Origin of the sequence: Rhizobium redzepovicii, from assembly GCF_019793435.1 — a bacterium.
Taxonomy (GTDB): Bacteria; Pseudomonadota; Alphaproteobacteria; order Rhizobiales; family Rhizobiaceae; genus Rhizobium; species Rhizobium redzepovicii.
In genome coordinates this window covers 325,555-350,020 of sequence record NZ_JAILYH010000002.1, presented here as the reverse complement: position 1 = coordinate 350,020, position 24,466 = coordinate 325,555, and the positions used below count along the sequence as shown (strand labels likewise).

22 protein-coding genes are annotated in these 24,466 nt (G+C 61.4%); 10 read left to right on the top strand and 12 right to left on the bottom strand.

Going from position 1 to position 24,466, the window contains the following annotated elements; genetic code table 11:
- Window positions 1-2: 2 nt before the first annotated feature.
- The 5 genes from K6N12_RS04015 to K6N12_RS03995 are packed head-to-tail and all read right to left on the bottom strand — an operon-like array spanning window position 3 to window position 5,056.
- Window positions 3-1,589: an ABC transporter substrate-binding protein gene (locus tag K6N12_RS04015; protein ID WP_097628016.1), complete on the bottom strand. Its 1,587-nt coding sequence runs from the start codon at window positions 1,587-1,589 to the stop codon at window positions 3-5.
- A 44-nt stretch (window positions 1,590-1,633) separates the two neighbouring features.
- The gene (locus K6N12_RS04010) at window positions 1,634-2,587 is read right to left on the bottom strand and encodes a dihydrodipicolinate synthase family protein (RefSeq protein WP_222148759.1); all 954 of its coding nucleotides are present in this window, start codon (window positions 2,585-2,587) and stop codon (window positions 1,634-1,636) included.
- A 19-nt stretch (window positions 2,588-2,606) separates the two neighbouring features.
- Window positions 2,607-3,494 carry an SMP-30/gluconolactonase/LRE family protein gene (locus K6N12_RS04005; RefSeq protein ID WP_222148758.1) on the bottom strand — a complete coding sequence of 296 codons (888 nt, stop codon included), beginning with the start codon at window positions 3,492-3,494 and terminating at the stop codon, window positions 2,607-2,609.
- Window positions 3,491-4,321 (bottom strand): NAD-dependent epimerase/dehydratase family protein, encoded by an 831-nt coding sequence (locus K6N12_RS04000; protein ID WP_097628013.1) that lies wholly within the window; start codon window positions 4,319-4,321, stop codon window positions 3,491-3,493. The genes K6N12_RS04005 and K6N12_RS04000 overlap by 4 nt, the downstream gene beginning before the upstream one ends.
- A gap of 21 nt (window positions 4,322-4,342) precedes the next feature.
- Window positions 4,343-5,056, bottom strand: a complete 714-nt coding sequence (locus K6N12_RS03995; RefSeq protein ID WP_097628012.1) for a FadR/GntR family transcriptional regulator — start codon at window positions 5,054-5,056, stop codon at window positions 4,343-4,345.
- Between the two features lie 293 nt (window positions 5,057-5,349).
- Here K6N12_RS03995 and K6N12_RS03990 point away from each other — a divergent pair, with 293 nt between their 5' ends.
- From K6N12_RS03990 to K6N12_RS03965, 6 genes are all read left to right on the top strand, one after another.
- Entirely contained in the window at window positions 5,350-7,287 is a 1,938-nt protein-coding gene (locus K6N12_RS03990) for an ABC transporter substrate-binding protein (RefSeq protein ID WP_097628011.1), read from the top strand.
- Window positions 7,288-7,409: 122 nt separating this feature from the next.
- Window positions 7,410-8,396 (top strand): ABC transporter permease, encoded by a 987-nt coding sequence (locus K6N12_RS03985; RefSeq protein ID WP_097628136.1) that lies wholly within the window; start codon window positions 7,410-7,412, stop codon window positions 8,394-8,396.
- A gap of 9 nt (window positions 8,397-8,405) precedes the next feature.
- Window positions 8,406-9,527, top strand: a complete 1,122-nt coding sequence (locus K6N12_RS03980; RefSeq protein WP_097628010.1) for an ABC transporter permease — start codon at window positions 8,406-8,408, stop codon at window positions 9,525-9,527.
- A 7-nt stretch (window positions 9,528-9,534) separates the two neighbouring features.
- Window positions 9,535-11,286, top strand: coding sequence for an ABC transporter ATP-binding protein (locus K6N12_RS03975; protein ID WP_222148757.1), 1,752 nt, complete (start codon window positions 9,535-9,537; stop codon window positions 11,284-11,286).
- The gene (locus K6N12_RS03970; RefSeq protein WP_222148756.1) at window positions 11,283-12,494 is read left to right on the top strand and encodes a mandelate racemase/muconate lactonizing enzyme family protein; all 1,212 of its coding nucleotides are present in this window, start codon (window positions 11,283-11,285) and stop codon (window positions 12,492-12,494) included. The genes K6N12_RS03975 and K6N12_RS03970 overlap by 4 nt, the downstream gene beginning before the upstream one ends.
- Window positions 12,495-12,506: 12 nt before the next feature.
- The gene (locus tag K6N12_RS03965; protein WP_222148777.1) at window positions 12,507-13,694 is read left to right on the top strand and encodes a mandelate racemase/muconate lactonizing enzyme family protein; all 1,188 of its coding nucleotides are present in this window, start codon (window positions 12,507-12,509) and stop codon (window positions 13,692-13,694) included.
- Between the two features lie 68 nt (window positions 13,695-13,762).
- Here the strand turns inward: K6N12_RS03965 and K6N12_RS03960 are convergent, their stop codons facing one another.
- The 7 genes from K6N12_RS03960 to K6N12_RS03930 all read right to left on the bottom strand — a co-directional run bounded on the left by K6N12_RS03960 (window position 13,763) and on the right by K6N12_RS03930 (window position 21,192).
- Window positions 13,763-14,335, bottom strand: coding sequence for an NADPH-dependent FMN reductase (locus K6N12_RS03960; protein ID WP_012556237.1), 573 nt, complete (start codon window positions 14,333-14,335; stop codon window positions 13,763-13,765).
- An 82-nt stretch (window positions 14,336-14,417) separates the two neighbouring features.
- Entirely contained in the window at window positions 14,418-15,083 is a 666-nt protein-coding gene (locus tag K6N12_RS03955) for a nitroreductase (RefSeq protein ID WP_097628007.1), read from the bottom strand.
- 191 nt (window positions 15,084-15,274) lie between these two features.
- The gene (locus K6N12_RS03950) at window positions 15,275-15,634 is read right to left on the bottom strand and encodes an ArsR/SmtB family transcription factor (RefSeq protein ID WP_097628006.1); all 360 of its coding nucleotides are present in this window, start codon (window positions 15,632-15,634) and stop codon (window positions 15,275-15,277) included.
- A gap of 210 nt (window positions 15,635-15,844) precedes the next feature.
- Entirely contained in the window at window positions 15,845-16,537 is a 693-nt protein-coding gene (locus K6N12_RS03945; RefSeq protein WP_183854097.1) for a response regulator transcription factor, read from the bottom strand.
- A gap of 1 nt (window position 16,538) precedes the next feature.
- On the bottom strand, window positions 16,539-16,916 hold the full coding sequence (locus K6N12_RS03940) for a response regulator (RefSeq protein WP_131710541.1): 378 nt from the start codon (window positions 16,914-16,916) through the stop codon (window positions 16,539-16,541).
- A gap of 2 nt (window positions 16,917-16,918) precedes the next feature.
- Window positions 16,919-17,560 carry a response regulator transcription factor gene (locus tag K6N12_RS03935; RefSeq protein WP_097628003.1) on the bottom strand — a complete coding sequence of 214 codons (642 nt, stop codon included), beginning with the start codon at window positions 17,558-17,560 and terminating at the stop codon, window positions 16,919-16,921.
- Window positions 17,557-21,192, bottom strand: coding sequence for a PAS domain-containing protein (locus K6N12_RS03930; RefSeq protein ID WP_097628002.1), 3,636 nt, complete (start codon window positions 21,190-21,192; stop codon window positions 17,557-17,559). Before K6N12_RS03930 ends, K6N12_RS03935 begins: the two co-directional genes overlap by 4 nt.
- Window positions 21,193-21,534: 342 nt before the next feature.
- On the opposite strand from K6N12_RS03930, the gene K6N12_RS03925 reads away from it, so the two are divergent.
- The 4 genes from K6N12_RS03925 to K6N12_RS03910 all read left to right on the top strand — a co-directional run bounded on the left by K6N12_RS03925 (window position 21,535) and on the right by K6N12_RS03910 (window position 24,419).
- Complete coding sequence (locus K6N12_RS03925) at window positions 21,535-22,287, top strand: SDR family oxidoreductase (protein WP_097628001.1); 753 nt, start codon at window positions 21,535-21,537, stop codon at window positions 22,285-22,287.
- A gap of 68 nt (window positions 22,288-22,355) precedes the next feature.
- Window positions 22,356-22,589 carry an AbrB/MazE/SpoVT family DNA-binding domain-containing protein gene (locus K6N12_RS03920; RefSeq protein WP_097628000.1) on the top strand — a complete coding sequence of 78 codons (234 nt, stop codon included), beginning with the start codon at window positions 22,356-22,358 and terminating at the stop codon, window positions 22,587-22,589.
- Window positions 22,586-22,990 carry a type II toxin-antitoxin system VapC family toxin gene (locus K6N12_RS03915; protein WP_097627999.1) on the top strand — a complete coding sequence of 135 codons (405 nt, stop codon included), beginning with the start codon at window positions 22,586-22,588 and terminating at the stop codon, window positions 22,988-22,990. Before K6N12_RS03920 ends, K6N12_RS03915 begins: the two co-directional genes overlap by 4 nt.
- Before the next feature lie 121 nt (window positions 22,991-23,111).
- Window positions 23,112-24,419: a hypothetical protein gene (locus K6N12_RS03910; RefSeq protein ID WP_097627998.1), complete on the top strand. Its 1,308-nt coding sequence runs from the start codon at window positions 23,112-23,114 to the stop codon at window positions 24,417-24,419.
- Window positions 24,420-24,466: the final 47 nt, after the last annotated feature.

Sequence of the window (24,466 nt, the reverse complement as noted above, 5' to 3'; positions counted from 1 at the left end):
CTCTACTCCTTGGTCACGTCATGCCAGCGCGTCGACCACGTCGTGTGCCCGTGATAATTCTTGACGTTGGCGCGCATGACGTAAGGGTCGGTTCGCTGGAAGAAGATGACGAGCGGGGCGGCCATGCCGGCATAGATGCCGTCCATCTTCTTGAACATATCCGTGCGCTTGGCCGTATCGCGCTCTTTCATCGACTGATCGATGAGGGTGTTGAGATCGTCCACCTTCATACCTGTGCGCCAGAGATAATAGCTGCCGAGGCGCGCTTCGTCGCTATTGTCAGGGTTGAAGGCATATTGTGTGGCGACGGCGAAGGGATCCGGCAGGCGGGCGCCGGAATTGCCGAGCAGCACTTCGAATTTGCGTTCGCGGAAGGCGGGCGTGAACTCGCCGGGCACCAGATCGAGATCGAGGCCGGCAGCCCGCGCGCTCGCCTGCAGCGCTTCGGCGAAGGGCAAGGTCGCTGCCCCCGACGGATTGAGCACTTTCTTCAAGCCGTTCGGATATCCGGCCTCCGCCAGCAGCTGCTTGGCTTTGGCGGGATCGTAATCATAGCGGGCGGCAGCCTCATCGGGCGCGCCGATCATGCCGCGCGGAATCATCGACTGCCAGGGAAAGCCCGTATAGCGCATGATGTTGCCGGAGATCGCCTTCCAGTCGAAGGCGTGCTGGAAGGCTTCGCGAACCTTCGGCTTCTGCAGATCCGGGTCTTTCTGATTGAGGGCGATATAATAGAAGCCAAGACCCGGGACATTGTCGATGACCATATCCTTGTTGGTGGACAGCGCATCGAGATCGCCGCTTGCCACATACTGGCCGACATCGACGTCGCCGGCTTCGAGCTGCAGCCTGAGATTGCCGGATTCCGGGATGTGGCGGGCGACGACGCGGGCCATGGCGGGCTTGCCGCCCCAGTATTTCGGCTGCGCATTGAAGATCGCCACGTCGTTCGGCCGCCATTGCGCCAGGCTGAATGGACCGCTGCCGGCGGAATTGGCCGAAAGCCAGGCGCCGCCGAAATCGCCATTCGCCTCATGCGACAGCACCGTCTTCTTGTCGACGATGCCGATCGACGAGCCGGCCAGCGAATAGAGCACCAGATCGGTATTCACCGACTGGGGCAGCTCGATTTCGAGCGTATGCTCGTCCTTTGCCCGAACGAGTTTTTCGACGTTGTCGGGCTTGAAGCCCCAGAGCGCCACGTCAGTCGAGCCGACCTGGCCCATCTTGATGACGCGCTGGATCGACCAGGCCGCATCCTCGGCGGTCACCTTGTTGCCGCTCTGGAAGACGGCGTCGTCGCGCAGGGTGAGCGTGATGATCTTGCCGTCGTCCGAGACGCTCCATTGCGTCGCAAGCATCGGCTTCAGCGTCTTGAGATCGTCCGGCGACAGCTGCACCAGGTTGTCGTAGAGGTTCGAGATCAGCTCGGAAACGGTGCGGGCATTGTTCTGGGCCGGATCGAGCGTGCGGATGCCGGTGAGATTGGTGCCTATGACCAGCATATTGGGCGGCGAGGCAGCCCAGGCAGGCTGCGTCGTTATCAGGGCGCCGGTAATTGCGATCGTTGTCAGTAGCTGTTTCAGCATCTCTAGACCTCCCAATCCTGTTGTTTGCAGAAATAATGTCGAACTCAGCCGGCCGCCTTGGCAGGCTGCTGCCGGTCCGGATCAGTTTGAATGCTGCCCTCGGCCTCCCAGCCTCGTAGCAGCCGATGAAGTTCCTCGCGATCATGCTGGTCGAGCAGCGGCAACCCCGGCACGCGCACGGGGCCGACATCGAGGCCGGAATAGGTGACCGCCTCTTTCACGACGGTCACATTGGCGCCGTTGCGGAATTTGGTTCGCATCCGCTCGAACGGCTCGAGCTTGTTGACGATCGCCCGTGCCGCGGCAAAGTCGCCTTTTTCGAGCGCGGCGTGGACGGCAAGCGAAAGCTGCGGCGCAACGTTGACGAGGCCCGACGTGAAGCCGCGCGCGCCGGCGGCGGTGAATGTCGGCGCCCAGCTCTCCGCCAGGCCGCAGACGAACAGGGCACCATCGGGATCGGCCGCCGGAATCGCGCGCGACAAGAGCATCAGATCGGTCGTGGCAAACTTGATGCCGGCGATATTGCCGTGGTTGGCGAGGCGGACGATATCGTCGACACCAAAACCCTCGGCCCTGACATAGGCGACGAGCGGCAGAGTGGACGCATCGGCAAGATTGCAGAAATAGCCAATCTGGGCCGAAGGTGCTGCGAAAGGATCGACGGGCTGATGCGACATGACGGCGGTTGCGCCGATCGCCGACGCATCCCTCGCCATGCCGATCGCCTCGCGCAGCGACCGGCCGATCGCCGCCGTCACCGGCGCGCGGCCGTCGACGCCTGATACCGCCGCTTCGTGGACGATCCGGATTTCCTGCGGCGTCAGCGCGTAGAATTCCCCGGTATTGCCGGCAGCGACGATGTTGTGAATGCCCGCGGCCGCCACCCGCGCATAGACCTTGGCGGTAATCCGCGGTTCGACTTCGCCTTTGCTGTCATAGGCCGTGACGGGAACACCCGAAACGCCCGTGAGCGCCTTGCGCATGATCGCGATGCTCATTTTTCTTCCCCGTTCGCTTTCAAGATAATTGGTTGCCGAAGCGGAAGGGCGGCAGCCCTTCTGCATCCACGTCGAAGGCGATGACCGTGCCCGCCTCGAAACGTCCGGTGCGGTCCGTCGACAGGCTGGTGACGAAGAGGGTGCTGAGATCAGGTCCCCCGAAACACGGCATGGTCGGTGCCGGGACCGGCAGAATGTAGATCTCGACGATTTCACCTTCGCTCGATATGCGGTTGAGGCGGCCGGCGGAGACGCCGGCGCTCCAGTAAAACCCGTCGCGATCAGTCGTCGCCCCGTCCGGCCGCCCCTCATCTTCTGTGAAGCTGCGAAGGCGACGTCCTTCACCGAGACTGCTCGTCTCGGCATCGAAGTCGAATGCTTGCAGGAAACATTGCCGACTGTCGGAGTGATACATCCGCCGGCCGTCCGGCGACCAGGCGAGGCCATTGGAGCTGGTCAGTCTCGTTGCAACCGTCCGCGTGCTGCCATCGGCGCCGACGCGGTAAAGAGCGGCCTCTTCGATCTGCGGCTTGGCTTCGCTGATCGAGCCGACCCAGAAATGCCCGTCCGGACCGACCTTTCCATCATTGAGTCGGCCGATCATCTCGCGCCCGACCGGGTCGCATAGAAATTCGATATCGCGGGAGGCCGGATCGAAGAGATGGACGCCCGTCTGGAGGCCGACGACAATCCTATGATCGCGGCAAAGCCCGAGGCTGCCGACCGCCGCTGGCATGTCGAAGCGGTCGATCTTTCCCGAAGCCGAGAGCCGCACGACGGCCGAAGCCAGAATGTCGACGAACCACAGCGTGCCGGTCTCGTCGTCCCATACCGGCGATTCACCGACCGTCAGCGGTTGCTCGATCACGGAACGGACTTGCGGGTGGATGATCCGAGGCGCCGTCATTCGGCCGCCTCCAGGCTTTTTGCCAAACCTTCGGCGTTACGCATGCGGATGGTGCCATCGTGGTTGATTTCACAGAATCCGCCACCCTGGAACGCAAGCGCGACAGGCCCTTCGGCTCCCTGTTCGATGCGGGCGTGATCGCGCGGCCGGTCTTCCGGTTGGTAGCCGAGCCTCCTCGCCAGATCGTTGTCCCACCATTTCTCGTCGGTATCGGAAACACCGTAAACCACCGTCGCGGCGATCAACGGATGAGTGAGCCCGATCCGCACCAACTGCGCCAGATCCCGCGCGCTGATCCAGATCGCAATCGATCGCTCGCTGTTGGGGTAGGTCCCGGCATTGCCGATGCGAATGGAAAGGGAGCGAATGCCTGACGTGTCGTAGTAAAGCCCGGCCACCAGTTCGCCCCAGCATTTGGAAAGTCCGTAGGGGCTGTCGGGACGCATCGGATCGAGCGGCGATATGATTTCGCCGCGGGGATAGAAGCCGGTCGCATGGTTGCTGGAGGCGTAGACCACCCGCTCGACCTTGTTGATCCGGGCAGCTTCGTAGAGATTGTAGGTTCCAAGCACATTCGCGTGCAGAATGGCGTTCATGTCGGTGCCGCTGGCGATACCCGCGAGATGAACGACGCCGTCGATATCCTTCAGCGCAGCCTTAGTCTCGTCGAGCTTTGTAAGGTCGGCCCTGACGAAGGTCTCGTTGTCGCCAAGCCCGGTGGGCTCCTGCAGATCGATCAGGCTGACGTGCCCGAAATGTGCGCGGAGGAGCGGGCGCAGCAGCGTTCCGACTCGTCCGGCAGCCCCCGTCATAGCGATCCGTTTCATCGTTCTTCCTCCCATTCTCGCTCAAACGCCCTGGAACATGCGGGCGCGAGCATTCAATATGTGTTTCTTCATCGCATCGTGCGCTTCGGTTTCCCGGCGTGCGAAGATCGCCTCCACGATCACCGCATGCTCGTCCTGGACGCTGCGGATCTGCTCCAGCGTGCGCTTCAGGCTCAGGCTTCGTGTAACGGAATGCCCGATGGCGAAATGCGGCCTGAACCATTCGCGCACGGTGATATGGAACTGGTTGCCGGTCGCCATGGCGATGGCATCATGCAGAACCTGATCCTCCTCGGCGCCGAGCTCTCCGTTGCGCAGGCATTGCTCGATCGAAAGAAGCGCTGCCGTTATCCTCTCCTTGTCGGCGGGCTGCCAGTTTCGCGCGGCGAGCTCCGCCGCCTCGGCTTCGAGGCCTGCGCGGAATTCGAAAAACCGCTGGACATCGGCGAGCGATCCGACCGGCACCATTTTCAGCATCGACGAATCCGGTCTTTGCCGGACATAGGAGCCGGAGCCCTTGCGGGAAACGACCAGGCCATCAGCTCTCAAGCGCTCGAGTGCCTCGCGCACGACGGGCCTCGAAGCGCCGAAATCGGCGGCGAGCTTCGTCTCCGACGGCAACCGTTCGTTCACCGGAAAATTGCCGTCGGCGATCATCCCCACGATCTTCTCGTAGATGATGTCGCTGAAGCGCGTCGCGCCTCGGTTCGGAACGGCGTCGGCCGCGAATGTCATTATCGTCCTTTTCTCTGAACGTCAGGCAGTTGTCCGCCAACGACATTTCAATGCGATGCACAGATTCTGACAGATTGGCGTCTTTTGTGTGCTCAAGCCTAGGTTTTAAGGCGTGTAATTCAAGCTTTCATGCTGCATCGCTACAAAATTTGTAATTATCTGTCAACTCTTGTAATCATTTGGGAACGTGTCTATGGTTCCGTCCGGGCGCCGAGGAGGGCGCAGCGGCAGGTCGGGAGCCCGCCGCATCAGCCGGCTCAAAAGTTGCGTCGGCATAGAAAGGGAGGAACTCGATGCCTAATGAAATTCTGTCGCGCGGCGTTACCCGCCGCGCCGTGCTTGGCGGCATGGCCGGTGCAGCGGCGCTGTCCATCGCGGGCCGCGCTTTCGCCGCAGGCGGCGAGGCGCCCGCACTTGCACAACTTGTGAAAGATGGAAAACTGCCGCCGCTCGCCGAGCGCCTGCCGAAGAAGCCGATGGTGGTCAAGCCGTTCGAAAAAGTCGGCACCTATGGCGGCTCTCTGCGCCGCGGCCTTCGCGGTTCATCCGACCATAACGGCATTCTGCGCATGGTCGGCAACCAGAGCCTCGTGCGCTGGAACCTCGAATTTACCGCTGTGGAGCCGAACCTCGCCGAGCGCTGGGAAGTCAGCGACGACGCGACGCAATTCACCTTCCATCTGATCGAAGGCGTGCGCTGGTCGGACGGTCATCCCTTTACCGCCGATGACGTCGTTTTCGCGATCGAAGACTGCGTCAAAAACACCGAGCTCTACAGCGCGACACCGGCGCAGCTTGCTGTCGCCGGCAAGCCGGTAACCGTCGAGAAGGTCGACGATTATACGGTCAGGTTCACCTTTGCGGCGGCCAACGCCCTTTACCTGGAAAACCTCGCCACGCCGCTTGGTCAGCATCCGACGCTCTTTCCGAAGCACTACTGCAGCCAGTTCCTGCCGAAATATAATCCCAATATCGAGGCCGATGCGAAGAAAGCCGGCGTCACCAGCTGGACGGAACTGTTCCGCAGCCGCTGCGGCGACATCGAGATTCCGACGCGATGGGGCAATGTCGACAAGCCGACGCTCGATCCATGGGTGGTCAAGGAGCCCTATGTCGGTGGCGCCACCCGCGTCGTGATGACCCGGAATCCTTATTTCTGGCAGGTCGATACCGAGGGCAATCAGCTTCCCTATATCGATGAGATCAACTTCGGCATCTCGCAGGACGTCGAATCGCTGATGCTGAACGTCATCTCGGGCAAGATCGACATCCAGGAGCGCCATATCAGCGTGCTTGCCAACAAGCCGACGCTGTCCCAGAACATGCAGAAGGGCGATTATCGTCTGCTGACGCTCGTGCCTTCAGCCTCGCAGCAGTGCCAGATCTACTTCAACATCACCCACAAAGATCCTGCCATGCGCAAGATGTTTGCGGATAAATCGTTCCGGCAGGCGCTATCGATCGGCATCAATCGTCCGGAGCTTATCGATATCGTCTATTTCGGACAGAGCGAGCCTTACCAGGCCGGACCGCGTCCGACCCATCCCTGGTACAACGAGAAATACGCGCGCCAGTTCACCGAATTTGACGCCGACAAGGCAGGCGCGATGCTCGATCAGGCCGGCTACAAGAAGGGCGGCGACGGTTTCCGCCTCCGGCCGGACGGCCAGAAGGTGTTTTTCTCGATCGACGTCATTCCGACGCTCTATCCCGACCTCGTCGACGCACTCGAGCTGGTCAAGACGCATTGGGCCCAGATCGGCATCGACATGAAGGTCAACACCATCGAACGGGCGCTTTATTACACCCGCGGCGACGACAATGCCCACGATGCGCAGGTATGGCCGGGCCCCGGCGGTCTCGATCCGATGCTCGATCCGCGCGATTTCTTCGCCTTCCATCCGCAAGGCTCGCGTTACGCCATTCCGTGGACGCTGTGGTACACCTCCAACGGTGCACGCGGCGAAGAACCGCCGGAGAGCCAGAAGAAGCGCATGAAGCTTTTCGACGAGGCGCGTTCGACGGCCGATCTCGACAAGCGCGGTGCGGTCATGAAGCAGATCTTCGATATCGCCGCGGAGGAATTCGAGACCGTCGGGCTTTGCCTTGCCGTCGGTGGCTTCGGCATCATCCGCAACAACCTGCGCAATGTTCCCGAAAAGGAGCCGGACAGCTGGTCCTGGCCCAATCCGGGGCCCGCGCTGCCGCAGCAGTTCACCTTCACGAGCTGATTTGGATCTCCGGCGCCGTGCCTGACGGTACGGCGCCTTCTTTCGGTTCGCCCTCCGAGATGCCTTGCCGGCCCTGACAGCCGGCAAGGCACGGAAGGCAGCGTTCAATGCAAGAGGCGCCCATGCTGGTCTTCATCGCCAAACGCTTGCTATGGATGATTCCATCGCTTTTTGCCGTCAGCTTCCTGGCTTTCGTGCTGATCCAGCTGCCGCCCGGCGACTATGTCACCACCTATATCGCGACGCTGGCAGCCTCCAACGAGATCGTCGATCAGAATACGGCGGCGCAATTGCGTGAGCGTTTCGGCCTCGACGATCCGATGCTCATCCAATATTTCAAATGGATATGGGGCATCCTCTCGCGCGGTGATTTCGGCATCTCCTTCGAATGGCAGCAGCCGGTCTCGGATCTCATCTGGGAGCGCATGGCGCTGACGCTTATTCTGGCTCTGTCGACATTGATCGCCACCTGGGCGATTGCGCTGCCGATCGGCGTCTATTCCGCCGTGCGCAAATATTCGATAGGCGACTATTTCTTCACCGCCTTCACCTTCTTCGGCCTGGCCGTTCCGTCCTTCCTGCTGGCGCTGGTGCTGATGTATATCGCGGCGGTCGAATTCGGACAGGATGTCGGCGGGCTGTTTTCGCCGGAATACGAGAACGCGTCCTGGAGCTTCGCCAAGATGGTAGACCTCTTCTCGCATCTTTGGCTTCCCGTCATCATTCTTGCCGTCTCGTCGACAGCAAGCCTCATCCGCGTCATGCGCGCCAACATGCTCGATGAACTGCCGAAGCCTTACGTGACCACCGCACGGGCAAAAGGTCTGTCGGAATTCCGGCTGCTGATGAAATACCCCATGATGATCGCGCTCAACCCGTTCATCTCGACCATTGCCTGGCTGCTGCCCAACCTCATCTCCGGCTCGGTCGTCGTCGCGATCGTCCTCAACCTGCCGACGGCCGCACCCCTGCTGCTGCAGGCGCTGATGGCCCAGGACATGTATCTGGCGGGTGCCTTCGTTCTGCTGATCTGTGCGCTGACGCTGATAGGCTCTCTGATCAGCGATATCCTGCTTGCGCTGGTCGATCCCCGCATCCGGTTGGAATAGGAGCCTCACGTGGCCGACATTGCCGTTACAAATATTCAGCCGGATCGCGCCGCCGTCGCATCGCAATGGCAGCTGATCTGGTGGGCTTTCCGCCGGCACCGGCTGGCCATGGTGGCGCTCGTCGTCACCGTGATGATGTATATCGTTGCCCTGGTGCCCGGCTTCTTCGCCATCAACGATCCGAACCTGCAAAATGCGCGGGCGACCTTTCACCCGCCGCAGAAACTGCATCTGATCGATACCGAGAACGGGTTCTCTTTCGGTCCGCATTATTATCCGATGAAGCTGACCCGCGATCCGGAAACGCTGGCCGCCATCTTCAAGGAAGACACGACAAAGCGTGTCGACGTCCAGTTCTTCGGGCGCGGCTATGAATATTCCGTGTTTGGCCTCTTCAACACAAACATCCATCTGATCGCCTCGCCCGACAAGACCACGCCGCTGCTTCTCTTCGGCGCCGACCGGCTAGGGCGCGACGTCTTCAGCCGAACGGTGCAAGGCTCGCAGGTTTCGCTGTCGATCGGTCTCGTCGGCGTCTTCCTGTCGTTGATGCTCGGCATCGTGATCGGCGGCATCTCGGGATATTACGGCGGCCGCATCGATTTCTTCATGCAGCGGCTAATCGATTTCGTGCTGTCGCTGCCGACGATCCCGATCTGGCTGGCGATGGCCGCGGCCCTGCCGCAGGATTGGCCGGCGACGCTGCAATATATGATGATCACGATCATCCTGTCGCTGACCGGCTGGGCGCAGCTCGCCCGCGTCGTTCGCGGCCGCTTCCTGTCCCTGCGCACCGAGGAATTCGTCGCTGCCGCCAGGCTCGACGGCGTTCGTGAAGGACGCATCATCTTCCGCCATATGCTGCCGAGCTTCGCGAGCCACATCATCGCGTCGATCACCCTTGCCGTGCCGGCGATGATCCTGGCCGAGACCTCGCTTTCGTTCCTGGGGCTCGGTCTGCAGCCGCCGACCATCTCCTGGGGCGTGCTGCTGCGCGAGGCCCAGAACATTCGTTCGATCGCCACGGCACCCTGGCTCTTCATGCCGGGCTGCGCCGTCGTCGTTGCCGTGATGGCGCTCAACCTTCTCGGCGACGGCCTGCGCGATGCGGCCGATCCCTACAATAAATGAGGCCGGCATGACCGATATCGTTCCCATTGCCGGCAGGCCGCTGCTCCAGGTGAAAAACCTGACCGTCGAATTTCCGCTGCGCACCGGCGTCTTTTGCGCCGTCAGCGATCTGTCTTTCTCGATCGAACCGGGCAAGACGCTCTGTGTCGTCGGCGAAAGCGGATCCGGCAAGTCGGTGACGGCGCGTTCGATCCTGCAGATCGTCGACGCACCCGGCCGGATTGCGGCCGGATCGATCATCCTGAACGACCAGAACGGCGGCTCGACCAATCTGACCAGCCTCAATCCGCGCGGACGCCAGATCCGGGCGATCCGCGGCCGCGACATCGCCATGATCTTTCAGGAGCCGATGTCGTCGCTATCGCCGATCCACACCGTCGGCAACCAGATCGTCGAGGCGCTTCGCCTGCACACGCGGATGAGCAAGGCGGAGGCGCGCACCGAGGCCATATCGCTGCTCAAGCAGGTCGAGATTCCCTTTCCGGAAAAAGCCCTGGATCGCTATGCCTTCCAATATTCGGGCGGCATGCGCCAGCGCGCGATGATCGCCATGGCGCTCGCCTGCAAACCGCAGCTATTGATCGCCGATGAGCCGACCACGGCGCTCGACGTGACAACGCAGGCCGAAATTCTCGACCTGATCGCCCGCCTGCAGAAGGCCAACGGCATGGCCGTTCTGTTCATCACGCACGACATGGGTGTGGTGGCGCAGATCGCCGACGATGTGCTGGTGATGCATAACGGCGTCGCCAAGGAATATGGGCCGGTCGAGCAAATCTTTCATGCGCCGCAAGACGACTATACCCGCATGCTGATCGGCTCGGTGCTGAAGCTCGAGCAGAAGGCCGCAATCCGCCTCGCACGCCCCCCTCTCGACAGGACAAAAGCGCCGATCCTCGAACTGCGCAGCGTCTCGATGGATTTCGGTGAAGTGAAAGCGCTGGACGATGTTTCCATTTCGCTTCTGCCGGGCGAGACGCTCGGCATCGTCGGCGAAAGCGGGTCCGGCAAGACGACGATGGGCCGCTCGATCATGCGCCTGATCGATCCGACTGCTGGCGAAATCCTTTATCGCAATGCCGGCGGGGACATCATCGATCTGGCAACGGCAAAGGGTCCCACACTGGCCGCCGCGCGCCGCGAATTGCGCATGGTGTTTCAGGATCCGTTCGGCTCCCTCAATCCGCGCATGACCGTCTCCCAGATCATCGGCGAGCCGCTGCTCGTCAATGGCGTCGCCAAGGGGAAAGCGCTGGAAGAGCGGGTCTGCCACCTCATGGAGCAGGTGGGCCTCGATCCAAGGGCGCGCGAACGCTACCCGCACGCATTCTCCGGCGGCCAGCGCCAGCGCATCGGCATTGCCCGCGCCATTACGCTCAATCCGCGTGTGATCGTCGCCGACGAGGCGACCTCGGCGCTCGACGTCTCGGTGCGCTCGCAGGTGCTCGACCTCCTGATGCGGCTGCAGGACGAACTCGGCCTCGCCTATATCTTCATCAGCCACGACATCGGCGTCATCCGCTACATGTGCGACCGTGTCGGCGTCATGTACAAAGGCCAGCTCGTCGAAATCGGCGAGGCGGAGCAGGTCTGCCGCACACCCGAGCATGCCTACACGCAGGCGCTGATATCGGCGATCCCACGCCCCGATCCGCGCGATCGCGATCAATCCAGGCGTTTCCGCTACGTCGCGCCCGTCAATTTGGAGCCCGGCAATCTGAAGCCAGACCATCTGAAAAATGGAAGTTCTCAGAGATGAAAATCACCGGAATCCGCACATTTCTCATGCAAGTCGGTCAGCCCGACCCTTCCAACTGGGCTTCCGATCATCGTCCCGGCGGCGCTACCTCTAAGCAATTCGGAGGCACCCGGAACTGGCTTTTTCTGAAAATCGATACCGATGAGGGCATTACCGGCATCGGCGAATGCTCGGGCTGGCCGCGTGTCGTCGAGACGGCGATCCACGACCTTGCGCCTCTCCTCATCGGGGAGAATCCGGCTCATATCGAACGGCTTTGGCAGAAGATGCATATCACCATGATGGGGCACGGCATGCTTGGAACGGTCGGCGGCGGTGCAATGACCGGGATCGATATGGCGTTGTGGGACATCAAGGGCAAGGCGCTTGGCGTGCCGGTCTGGATGCTGCTCGGCGGCAAGGTGCGCGACCGGATCCCGATCTATTCGCATGCCAATACGCCCGAGCGGGCGCTTGCGCTCAAGGCGCGCGGCATCAAGGCAATCAAGTGCGGCGGCGTCGCCGACCCGGTCCGCAAGGTCGCGGCGCTGCGCGATGCCGTCGGCGACGACATGGATATCGCCATCGATCTGCATGGGCCGCCATGGCTGACGCCTGCGGATGCCTGCCGGCTGGTGCGGGCGCTCGAACCCTATGAGCTGATGTGGGTAGAAGATCCGATCGCGCCGGAGAATTTCGACGGCTACCGCCGCATTCGCGACGCAGCGCATGTGCCGCTTGCGGCCGGCGAGCGTTCGGCGACCATCTTCGGCGAGCGCGAGCTTATCGAGAAGGAACTGGTCGACGTGATCCAGCCGGATACCGGGCGGGCCGGCGGCATCACCCAGATGAAGAAGATCGCCGCCATGGCCGAGGCCCATCATATCCAGATGGCGCCGCATTCCGGATCGCTGGGGCCGGTGGCGGAATATGCGGCTCTCCATCTGCTGGCGGCCATTCCGAACGCCCTCATTCTCGAGCGCCTCGACGATGACTGGGACGGCCGACGCCAGACGATCGTGCCGCATCCGCAGCAGGTCGACGGCCTGATCGCCGTTCCTGACGGCCCGGGGCTCGGCTGCGATATCGACGAGGAATTCGTGTCGCGCTTCCCGAGCGGCGGCAACGTCTCGGTGCCGCAAGCTGCCGGCGCCTACAATCCCGGAACCGACAAAGAGCATGTCTACGTGCAGGCGCGCGTAGCGCGCCGCAGCTATTTCAATCGCTAGAAGGACAGAATGATGAAGATCGACCGCATGCGGGTTTTCATGACCCGCGACAAGGACCGTCCGCGCGTGATCGTCGCGCTCGATACCGATGACGGGCTGACCGGCTGGGGCGAATGCTACAATCACGGCCCCGACAAGGCACTGCCGCCGCTGCTCGATTACCTCTATGCCTTTGTGGCCGGCCAGGATCCGACACGGGTCGACTATCTCGTCAACTTGCTGATCCAGCAAAGCCGTTTCCCGCCGGGCGCGCTCGGCCTTGCCGCTATCTCCGCGCTCGATCACTGCCTGTGGGATCTGGCGGCCAAGGCGGCGAACGTCCCGGTCTACAAGCTGCTCGGCGGCGAGGTGCGCGACCGCATCAAGGTCTATGCCGGGGTCTACACCGCGCCGGATGCGCCGGCGGCCCGCGACGAGTTCGATCGCCTGAAGGAGGGATGGGGGTTGACCGCCTTCAAGCTCAGCCCCTGGCGGATCGACATGCACGCCAATCGCTGGGGCAATGTCGTCAAAGCCTCGGCGGATTATTTCCGCTCGCTGCGCGAAACGGTCAACGACGAATACGAGATCGCCTTCGACGCCCATGCCAAGATTTTCGAGCCGATCGCCGCGCGCCAGCTCGGCAACGCGCTGGCGCCCTACGATCCGCTGTTTTTCGAGGAGCCGCTGCGGCCTGAAAACATCGAGGCCTGGGGCGATCTGAAACAGGGGCTCAACTGCGTGCTCGCCACCGGTGAATCGCTTTACAGCAGAAACGAGTTCCTACGGCTGTTGCAGGTCAAGGGCGCCGATCTGATCCAGCCGGATATCTGCGTCGTCGGCGGCATCAGCGAAATGCGCCGCATTGCGACACTTGCCGAAGCCTTCTTCGTCGGCGTGGCGCCGCACAATCCGATGGGGCCGCTGGCAACGGCGGTCAACGTGCATTTTTCGGCCGCGGCGCAGAACTTCCGCATCCTCGAATACCGGCTGCCAAAGGGCCAGGCCTATGTCTATGGCGGCAACGATATCGAGAAGCGGGAAGGGGAAACCCGCTACGTCGTCGATCCCTATCTGCCGAAGGACGGTTACCTCGAACTGCGCCCGGATCGGCCCGGCTGGGGCGTCGAGATGGACGAGAAGGCAATGGAGGAGGAAGGCTACATCCACTGGCAGCGACGGGTGCCGAAGCGGCCAGACGGTTCCTACGCTTTCGCTTAAAGACGTAGCTCGAAAAATGGAAACTGGCTGCTGCCGCATGGGAGCGGCCAGTTCCTTTTAAACGTCGTCTAGGCGTCTTTCGGCAGGACCGAGCGCACCCTTGCGATGAAAACATGGAAATCCTGCATGAATTTGCGAAGGAAATCCGCGGTGGCCTCGTTCGTGACTTCGCCGTCATCGGTGATCAGCCCCGGTGTGAACTGGATGTAGGCTTCCGGGGCATTCATCTGGGGCGAATTGCAGAAGCTGAGCACGCTGCGCAAATTCTGCTGGGCGACTGCTGTGCCTATCGCGCCCGGCGACGTGCCGATAACCGCTGACGGCTTGCGTGTGAACGAGTTGGTGCCGTAGGGGCGGCTTGCCCAGTCGATTGCGTTTTTCAGCCCGCCGGGTATCGATCGATTATATTCGGGCGTGACGAACAGCACGGCGTCGACGGCGGCGATTGCGGCCTTGAATGCCTTGCCGGCCGGAGGGTAGTCGGCGTCATAGTCGTAGCTGTAGAGCGGCAGGTCCTTGAAGGATATCTCCGACATTTCAAGTTCCGGCGGGGCGAACCGCACCAACGCCTTGGCGAGTTTGCGATTGATCGAGCCCTTGGCTAGGCTGCCGATGAGATAGCCGACTTTATGCGTGGTCATGGCGTTCTCCGATATCGCGCGTGATAGGACGTATCATGCGCAGGAAACATGGAAGGGGTCTCTCGTCTTCTGAGCGCAGCAGCTAATCGTCGACGAACGTGACCGTCTCGGCAAGCGGGGCGCGGCCCGTACGGGCAAAACTGACCGCGGCGTCCTCGTACCCGATCGACATGCCGCAGAAGAGGATAAGCCCGTCCGGGGGCGACAGGACCTCCGCGACCGTCTCGCGAACCTGTGACCACGCCATCTGCGGGCAGCTGTGCAGTCCCTCGGCGCGGAGCAGCAGCATGACGGTCTGCAGGTACATGCCGACGTCGGCCCATTGGGGCGGACCCAGCTCACGGTCGATATAGCAGAACAAGGCGGCGGGCGCGCCGAAGCAGTTCCAGTTGGCGATCGCTGCCCGCTGGCGCGCCTCCCAATCCTCGCGCGCAATGCCGAGCGCGCTGTAGCGCTCCTTGCCGAAAGCGGACCGGCGCTCCCCGTAAGGGGACTTCAGCGCCGGAGGATACATCTCGTACTGCCGCTTGTCCCAGGCATCGCCGTGGGCCACGCGCTCGACGGCTGATGTCTTGAGCTCGGCCAGCGGCGCGCCGGTCATCACGTAGGTATTCCATGGCTGGATATTCGATCCCGACGGCGACCAAGCCGCGGCGGACAGCACGCGCTCAAGGATCTCCCTTGCCACAGGCCTGTCTTTGAATCCGCGCACCGACCGTCGGCTGGTGACTGCCTCATATACGTCCATGATCGCCTCTTCCTGACCGTTTCGTTGCTGATGTGATTGATTATCTCCATTCGCAACGGAGGCGTAATCACACCGTGGTCTAGGAGGCGTACATCAAACGTCCATCAGGGCTCGATGTGACCTGATTGGCTGCAAGGTCATCCTATCCTCGATAATTGGCGACCAATCACGAGTGCGGGAGCGAGGCTTGGTCATTTCGTCAGGCGCCCGGCTTGGACGCGTTCTGCTGGGGATCGACGGCGCGATCCGAAGATGTCGGCGAGAGTATCGAGCATCGTCCTCGCCGTGCCGGATTGAAGTGAATAGAAGATCGTCTGGGCAGCCCTTCGCGTCTGCACGAGTCCTTGTTCTCGAAGAATTGCCAGATGCTGGGAAGTCGAAGATTGGCTCAATCCCACTTCCTCGGCCAGGTCGCTCACCGACACTTCTCCTTCGGTCAAGACATGCAGGATGTGAAGCCGTTTGGCGTTCCCCATGGCCGACAAGAAGTCTGCTTCGATGTCGAAGGCGGTGGTTTCTGGGGAAGGTGCGGTTAGCGATCGGTTGTTCAGGCGTGATCTCCTTTATGGAATCTAGGCCGGGCATGAGGTCATGTCCCTGAGCTTTAATTTAGAGATAACGCATGCGGGCGACGGCGAAACCCATTGCCGGCGCCGCGTCGTCTTTTTCAACGCGAATCGGATACGCGGCGCATCAAATGGACAGGCAACTGATGTTCGAGACCGGAATACCTCAACCATTGGAAAGCGCCCGGCAGAAAATTAACGCGAGCCAGCTTGCCGCATTTGCGCCGGCAGCGTCTCCCAGGCTCGGATCAGTTCGCCGATCGAGGCGGCCTCCATCTTGTGCATGACGTTGCTGCGATGCAGCTTGACCGTCACTTCGCTGATGCCGAGATCGAAGGCGATCTGTTTGTTGAGGCGTCCGCGCGCCACTTCGTGCAGAACTTCACGTTCGCGCTGCGTCAGTGTCTCCAGGCGTTTGACATTACGTTTGGCGATTGCGGCTTCGGCCCGTCGTTCTGCATCCATCGCAATGGCCGCAGTGATGGCGTCGAGCAGCGTCTGGTCCCGCACCGGCTTAGTGAGAAAATCCACAGCACCCGCCTTCATCGCCTGGACGGTCATCGGAATATCGCCGTGGCCGGTCAGAAAAATGATCGGCTTGGAAATGCCGTTTTCGGCCAGTTGGCTCTGCAGGTGGAGGCCGCTTGCTCCGGGCATGCGCACATCGAGGATCAGACAGCCGGGGTTTTCCAAGATATCGGCGTCAAGCAATTCACGGGTCGAGGCAAAACTGACCGACTGAAAACCCGCCGACAGGATTAACTCCGACAGCGCTTCGCGAACCGACGCGTCGTCATCGACGATAATGACGAGCGGCTGATCCTCTTCATACCTGCCCTGCAATGATAACGGCGCCGATCTCCGCAGCAACGGCTGGTCAACTCTCATGTTACCCTCCATCTCTCGATTGGTGTAAAGCATTGGCGATAGCCGCCAGCAGGGCCTGGGCATCGAACGGCTTGCGGAAGAAACCGCCGCCTCCCTGAGCGCGGCCCTGATCGGCTATCTCATGGCGGCCCGTAATCAGAAACACCGGCAACTCGGGACGTGATTTTCTCACCAGGTCACGAAGCTCGAAGCCGTCGATGCCGGGCATTCCGATATCGGTGATGAGCAGGTCGAGGTCCGACAGCCCGCTGACGAGCAGCGAGCCCGCCGATGGGAAGCCGCGGGCCACATAACCCGCCGATTCCAGAAGGTCGCCCATCGATTCAAGCAGTCTTGGATCGTCATCGACAACGGCGACGACATGTCTTGTTTCGTTCATGTTCAATTCCCCCCCACCCGGCGCGAGTGGGTAATCGGTATTTCCAGTTTCTCCGCGATCCGCACGAGGTCGGCGAGCGACGCCGCCGCCATTTTTTGCATCACGTTTCTTCTATGGATCTGCAGCGTGACTTCGCTGATTCCGAGTTCGGCTGCCGCCTGCTTGTTGAGAAGACCGCTGACCACGAGCGGCAGCACTTCGCGCTCGCGCGGCGTCAAGTCGAGATAGTGTCGTTTGAGCATGTCGAGCTCGGCGCGTCCCGATCGCTTTTCCCGATCCTCGGCGAGCGCTGCATGGATTGCCGTCAGGAGATCCGCGTCACTGAACGGTTTGGTCAGGAAATCCACGGCGCCGCTTTTGATCGCACGCACGGAGGACGGGATGTCGCCATGTCCGGTAATGAAGACGATCGGCGGATGATCGCCGTCGGCAATCTGCCTCTGCAGATCGAGGCCATTGATGTCGGGCAGCTCGATATCGAGGATAAGGCAGGCGGGCACATCGGGCTTGTCCGCTGTCACGTAATCGCCGGCGGATTCGAAGGCGATGGCGCGCATGCCATGCGCGTCCATGAGCTCGCTGAGCGCCTCCCGGACACGTTGGTCGTCATCGACGATGAAGACAATATGGTCGTCTTCCGTCATGACGCCACCTTCGTTTCTATTGGCAAGGTGAAGATCAACGTCGCGCCGTGCGGATCGTTCTTCTCTGCCCACAATCGTCCGCCGTGCAGCTCGACGATCGAGCGGCAAATCGCCAGACCCATGCCCATGCCATTTTCCTTGGTCGTGAAGAAAGGTTCGAACATCTTCTCGGGGAACTCGATACCCTGACCGCGATCGCTGATTTCGGTCTGAATGGCATTCCCGATATGGCGCACGCGCATCCCGATCACCCTGTCGCCGTCGACCGTGTCCATCGCCTCGATGCCGTTGCGGACGAGATTGATCAGAACTTGCTGGATCTGGATGCGATCGATGGCAATGAGTGGAAGGTTGCCATCAACCTCCACTTCCATACGGGCGCGACGGCGAGCCGCTTCTTCGGCCATGAGGTTGCGTGCTTCACTAACGACGCCTGAAAGCGTCGTATGAACTCTCCTGTCCGCGGATTGTTTGAACAGGGCGCGGATGCGGCTGACGACATCGGCGGCCGAGTTGGCGTCGCGGATGATGCGCTCGACCGTCCTCTGCGCCCGCTCCATATTCGGCGGTTCGGCCATCAGCCAGCGCTGGCAGGCATGCGAGTTGGCGACGACAGCCGCGAGCGGCTGGTTCACCTCGTGAGCGATGGAGGCCGAAAGCTCGGCAAGGCTCGCCACCTGGCTTGCCCGCGCAAGACCCTCGCGCGCCTGGCGTAGATCTTCCTCCGCCCGAACTTCAGCGTCGACATCGAGGCAGATGACGTTCCACTGGACAATGACGCCTTCGGCATTTCGCATCGGCGCAGCGCGCGTCTCGACCCACCGATATTCGCCATCGTAGCGCCGCAGACGATGCCGGCGCGCATAGGGCTCGCCGGTGGACAATGAATGGGCATAATTCTCTTTGACACCCGCCACGTCGTCGGGATGAACGCCGGCGTCGAGCGTGCCGTCCAGCCGGGTTTTCCCCGTTCCATCAAGCTCTTCGAGCTTATATCCGAGAAAGTCGCGGAGCTGGGGGTTGCGATAGACCGGCTCTCCGTCGGGAGCCGCGCAATCGATCATGGCCGGCAGCGTTTCGACGATCTGCCAGAGCGAGCGCTCTCTTTCTCGCAGCGCTTCCTCGACACGTAGCTGATCGTCGATGTCGTGCGAGAGACCGTACCATTGAACAATCCGGCCGCTCTCATCCCGCAGCGGCTCGGCGCTGCCTCTGACCCAGCGATAGATGCCGTCGGCGCGTCGCAGGCGATACTGCTTGGAGAAGCGCTCGCCGGTGGCGAGAGAATGGTTGAGTGCTTGGGCGAGACTGGAGGCATCGTCGGGATGGACGGCGGCCTCGATGAGGTCCGTAAGCCGGCTCAACCTCGGCGTTTCCCTATTAATGATGTCGAGACCAAGAAAATCCTTCAGGCGCTGGTTGAAGAAGGTCGGCGTCCCTTCCGGATCGAGCCGCCAGAGCAGGCTCGGAACCATGTCTACCAGTTGCGAGAGCTCGCGTTCCCGGTCGCGCAATGCTTCCTGGGCGCGCATCTCGTCATCGATATCGACCGAGATGACGTACCATTGCGTGATCGTGTCGTTCTGATCCCGCAGCGGCTCGGCGCGGCCGTCGACCCAGCGATAGGCTCCGTCGAAACGGCGCATGCGGTATTTGATCGAGAAGGGATCGCCGCTGGTGAGGGAATGGTGAATCGTCTGGAGCAGTCTCGGTGCGTCGTCGGGATGAACGAGAGTATTGATGACAGCCGACAGGCGGCTGACGCCCGGCTTATCCATGTCGCCGACGTCGAGACCGAAGAAATCGATCAGGCGTTTGTTGAAGAAGACAGGCTCTCCCGTCGGTGTCAGCCGCCGGATCTGGGCCGGGACCATGTCGACGAGCTGCGAGAGCTCGCGCTCGCGCTCACGCAATGCCTCGAGTGCACGCACCTCCTCGTCGATATCGAGAGACACGCCGTACCATTGCACGACCCTTCCGTCGTCGTCGCGTCGGGGTTCCACTCGGCATTCCGCCCAGCGGTAGACGTCGTCCTTTTCGCGCCAGCGAAACCGCATGGCGGTACCGCCGCCGCTTTCGAAACAATTGCGCAGCGTGCGCTGGACGTCGGGCGCGTCTTCAGGATGGATCAGCTGCCGCAGCAGGTCTTCGATGCGCGGCTCGCCGAGAGCGTCGAAATCGGCGATGACGGCGCGGAAATGATCCTGGTAGCGTTTGTTGAAATAGACCGACCCGCTCGCCGGCTCAACGCTCCAGACGCGAACCGGCACCGCGTCGATCATCTGCTGCAGCGCTCGCTCGCTTTGGCGCACCGCCTCTTCGGCACGGACCTGATCGTCGATGTCGTGGCAAAGGCCGTACCATTGGACGATGATGCCGGTCTGATCCCGCATCGGTTCGGCGCGGCTCGACATCCAGTGATAGACGCCGTCGGCGCGGCGCAGCCGATACCGCAAGGCGAAGTTTTCGCCGGTGACGAGGCAATGATTGAGCGCATCCTGGAAGCCTGCTGCATCATCGGGGTGAATGACGGCCTCGATGACCGCTTCCAGCCGGCTCATGCCGGGCCTGTCCGCATCCGCGACATCGAGGCCGAGGAAGTCGACCATCCTTCTGTTGAAGAAGGTTGGTTCGCCCTCGGGTGTCAGACGCCAGACGTGGCTCGGAACCATATCGACGAGCTGCGAGAGCTCTTGCTCCCTGTCGCGCAACGTCTCAATGCTTTGACGCAATGTGTGCACGGCCAGCTGATGCTGCCTGGATATGGCAGCGACGATCAGCGCCGAAAATGCCGAGATCGCCAGGAAAAGCTGCAGCATGATCTGCTTGTGTTTCTGGGATTCGGCATCGCCGACAAATTGGCCGGCGCCTGTTATCGTGAAGACGGCCGTGATCAGGGCCAGGAGCACGAGCGATATGGCCGCACCCTTGAATTCGAAGCGGACCGCCGCCCAAAGAAGGGGCGGCATGATGATGTAGGCGAAGGGAAGGTAGCCGCTGAGCGAAAGAGCGGCGACACCGAGAAAAATCAGCCCAAGGACGCAAGCTTCCACCCATTGCGCCGCCGAGAGGCGGGTCTTGCCGCGCCAGTTATGGAAGACGGAGAGCGCCAGCGGCGCGACGATCAGGACACCGGTTGCATCACCGATCCACCAGAGAGGCCAGGCGGTCACGAAGGATTGCGATTGGATGCCGAACCATGCGAGCGTCGCGCTTCCCACGGTCGCGCTGACGATCGGCGCAATTCCGGCGCCCAGGACGACGAATGCGAGAACCTCCTGCAAGGTTTCCAGCTGGGCCGGCCGCGTCAAGGCCCGATTGACCAGCCATGCCGCGACCACTGCTTCAAGAGCGTTGCCGACATATATCAGAAAAGCCGCCGGCAGCGGACTGTAGAACCAGAGGGCATTGCTGAACAGCTCAGCCGCACAGCCTCCCATTATCCACCACGGCCAGCTGCGCCTGGGGGCGAGGATGAGCGTTGCAATGAAAAGCCCGCCCGGAGGCCAGATGGAAATGCCCGTTCCCGGCACGATTGCGAGTGATTGGGCAAAACCGCAGCCGAGCACATACGCGGCGACGAAAAGCCCCAGATACAGGGCGCGGGGGCGGTGCGACCACAGGCTCGTCATCCACCATTCCTGCCGGGCAGACAAGGCCGGGGGATCATTCGCATTTGGTGCAGCACTCGTTCTTGATGTCGGGGCTGGCGAGCTCATGCTGCGAACCGTAGTCCCGTCAAAGCACAGCCGCAACTCATGGAAATCCATACATTGCGCGGAGGGGTAGTGTTGCACCGAGCCCGGATCCTCGGCGCGAAAGAGCAAGTGTGAGATCGCTGCCGTTCCGGTGGGTCATCCTAGACCTTAGGTCTACTCCGCTATACCTAAGGCGAAGGCGCCGAGCCACACGCATGATGGAAGGGTTTTGGGCTTCCGGTCATTGTCGATCCAATCGATCGCGAGGATGCCGACATGAAAATCACCGTGGTGGGAGCAAGCGGCCTCATCGGAACGCGGCTCAGCGAAAGGCTGCGCCGGTCGGGCCACGAGGTTACGGACGCGTCCTTGTCGTTTGGCGTCGATACGGTGACCGGCAAAGGCCTTGACGCGGCTATCGCGGGAACCGACGCGGTCGTGGATGTGACCAACGCCGCATCGTTCGGTGACAGCGCGGCACTGGATTTCTTCAGGGCGTCGACGAAGAATTTGCTTGCCGCCGCCTCCGAGGCAGGCGTCGGGCATTATCTCGCCCTCTCCGTCGTCGGCACGCCCCGGCTCGTGGAAAGCGACTATTTTCGCGCGAAAATGGTGCAGGAAAATCTCATCCGAGCCTCAGATCGCCCCTACACGATTCTCCGCTCCACCCAGTTTTACGAGTTCATAAACGGATTGATCGACATCGGTGCGCAAGGCGACGTCTTTCGGCTGCCTCCTGCCTTGATGAGGCCGGTCGCAGCCGCTGAAGTCGCCGCTTTTCTGGCCGAATTGACCCTCGCAACGCCTTTGGGCAGGATCGTTGAAATCGGCGGCCCGGAACAGTTCGGTATCGATGACGTCGCACGGATCTATCTCGCCGCGAACGAAGACGAGCGGCCGGTGATAACGGACCCGTCGACCCCGTATTTCGGCGTCGAATTGACCGATGACGCATTGCTTCCGGACGCAGCCGCGCGGGTGGCGGCGCAGACGCTAGCTGACTGGCTCTACCAATCGATGGCGGATTAGCGGCAGCCTTGAAATTTGTCGAATGAAGTAATACTTTCTGTCAAAAGAGTATTACAAAGGCGCTCGCTATGGCCACAACCGTTACCGCGAAAGGGCAGGTGACCATTCCCCGGCGCGTGCGGGATATGCTTGGCATCGTTCCAGGCAGCAAGGTCGATTTTCATCGTGCTGCCGACGGCAGTGTGGTTCTGACGCGCGCCGACAAGAAACGGCCGGCCAGCCGCTTCGAGAAGCTGCGCGGTCATGCTGGCGAGGGCCTCGATACGGAAGCCATCATGGCTTTGACACGCGGCAATACGTGACACTCGTCGATACCAATGTGCTCCTGGACCTCGTGACCGACGATCCGAAATGGTCGGATTGGTCTATTGCTCAGCTCGAGGCAGCGAGTATCGAAGGTCCGCTGCTGATCAACGATGTAATCTATGCCGAACTTGCGGTTCGATATGAAAGGATCGAGACGCTGGAGGCTTTTGTGGAAGAGGCTGGCCTCGACATGAGGCCTATACCCAAGCCCGCTTTGTTTCTTGCGGGCAAGGTGTTCACGCAATATCGCAAGGCTGGCGGGACGCGCACCGGCGTGCTTCCCGACTTCTTCATCGGCGCTCACGCTGCCGTGCAACAATTGCCGCTCCTGACGCGGGATGTCGGCGGCTATCGCAGCTATTTCCCCTCGCTGAAATTGATTGCGCCCGGTTCCTGAGTCGGAGGCCTGCATAGTCTATGCGAGAGTTTGAGAAATCTTCATGGAAGCTCCGGGTTGAAAAGCTTTTGCGCGGCTCCAAATCCCGTCGGCGGTAGTCGAAGGAAGAGGAGAGCGGCGCATGGGCTGCGCGCATGTCGATCGAATTGGCAAAGTCAAATCAGCCTTCAGCTTCGTTCTCGTGTTTTTCTGTCTTCTGTCCTCCTCCCAGGCATTGGCAGCGCCTGCCGATATCGGCGGCCTGACGGTGACGCTGCCTGATGCCGGCTGGCGGAAGGCCGGCAAGGGCGATCTCTTCATGCTGCAGAAGGATTTTCCGGAAACGGATGACGACAAGCGCGGCAGTGCCCTGATCCAGATCACCAAGCCGCTGTCGAGCCCGCGCGCGTCCCTCCCGGCCGGAATGAAGACCTTCGTCGCGACGTTGCCTGACATGGCCAAGGAAGATATCCTCATCAAGCATTACGGGATTACGATAAACGGCCACGACATCCGTGTGGAAGAACGCTGCTGCATCAATCAGAAGAATGTGAGCATCAGCCAGATCGTCGTCGGCGTCGCCAGCGACAAGCGGCAGGTCTATCTGCAGCTCGTGCTCTTGAACCTGAATGGCGACCGAAGCGAAAGTGCCGAAGCCGATTTCGAGGCGCTGGTGCGTTCGGTCAAGCTTGATCCCTCCGATAAGGATTTCGATCTTGTGCCGGCAGGCGGCGACGGCGGGCTCGACGGCGTCTTCACCCATCTCGATACCGGTGTCCGGCCGAATGTCTTCGGCGGCGTGGATTTCTATTCCGATAGCGAGATCACCATGTTCGATCCGAGGGGCCTGTTCAGTACGGAGCTGCCGAAGGACGGCCGGAGCATGGCCGAACACTGCAAGGAAGACCCGGCCGACTGCGGCCTTTACAAGCTCACCGGCGGCGGCTTCTTCTCCTCCGCCGGGTCGATCGAGATGCGCAGCGTCTCCTCTGCCTACGGCACGATCGAGATCGAGACGAAGCCATTTTCGAAAAAGGGCGACGACCTGGTGATCGACGAGGATGACCATCGTGCAGTGCCGCCGTTTGAGGATGGCGCGACGCTCGACGGCGAATGGGTCTCCACCTTCGCCTCGAGCGGCATGACCGCGACCTCGTCGGGATCGGTCGCTTCCAGCCACACGCTGACGCTTCATTCAAACGGCACGTTCGAACGCACGGGCTGGTCCGGCGCCTCGATGACGAACGAAATCGCCGGATCGCGATCGGGCGTCACCACGTCGGGCAACCGGCCTGGCGCCAGCGGACGCTACACGCTTTCCGGCTATCGTCTCGACCTCACCGACGCGAGTGGCAAGACGGAAAGCCTGAGCATATTCGAACCGGACAAAGCCTCCGACGGGCTCCTGGTGATCAACGGCAGCAACTACCTGAAGGATGACGGACAATAGGCAGGCCGAGCCTTTCCGTCCCGCCGGCGGCATCACATAAAATTCAA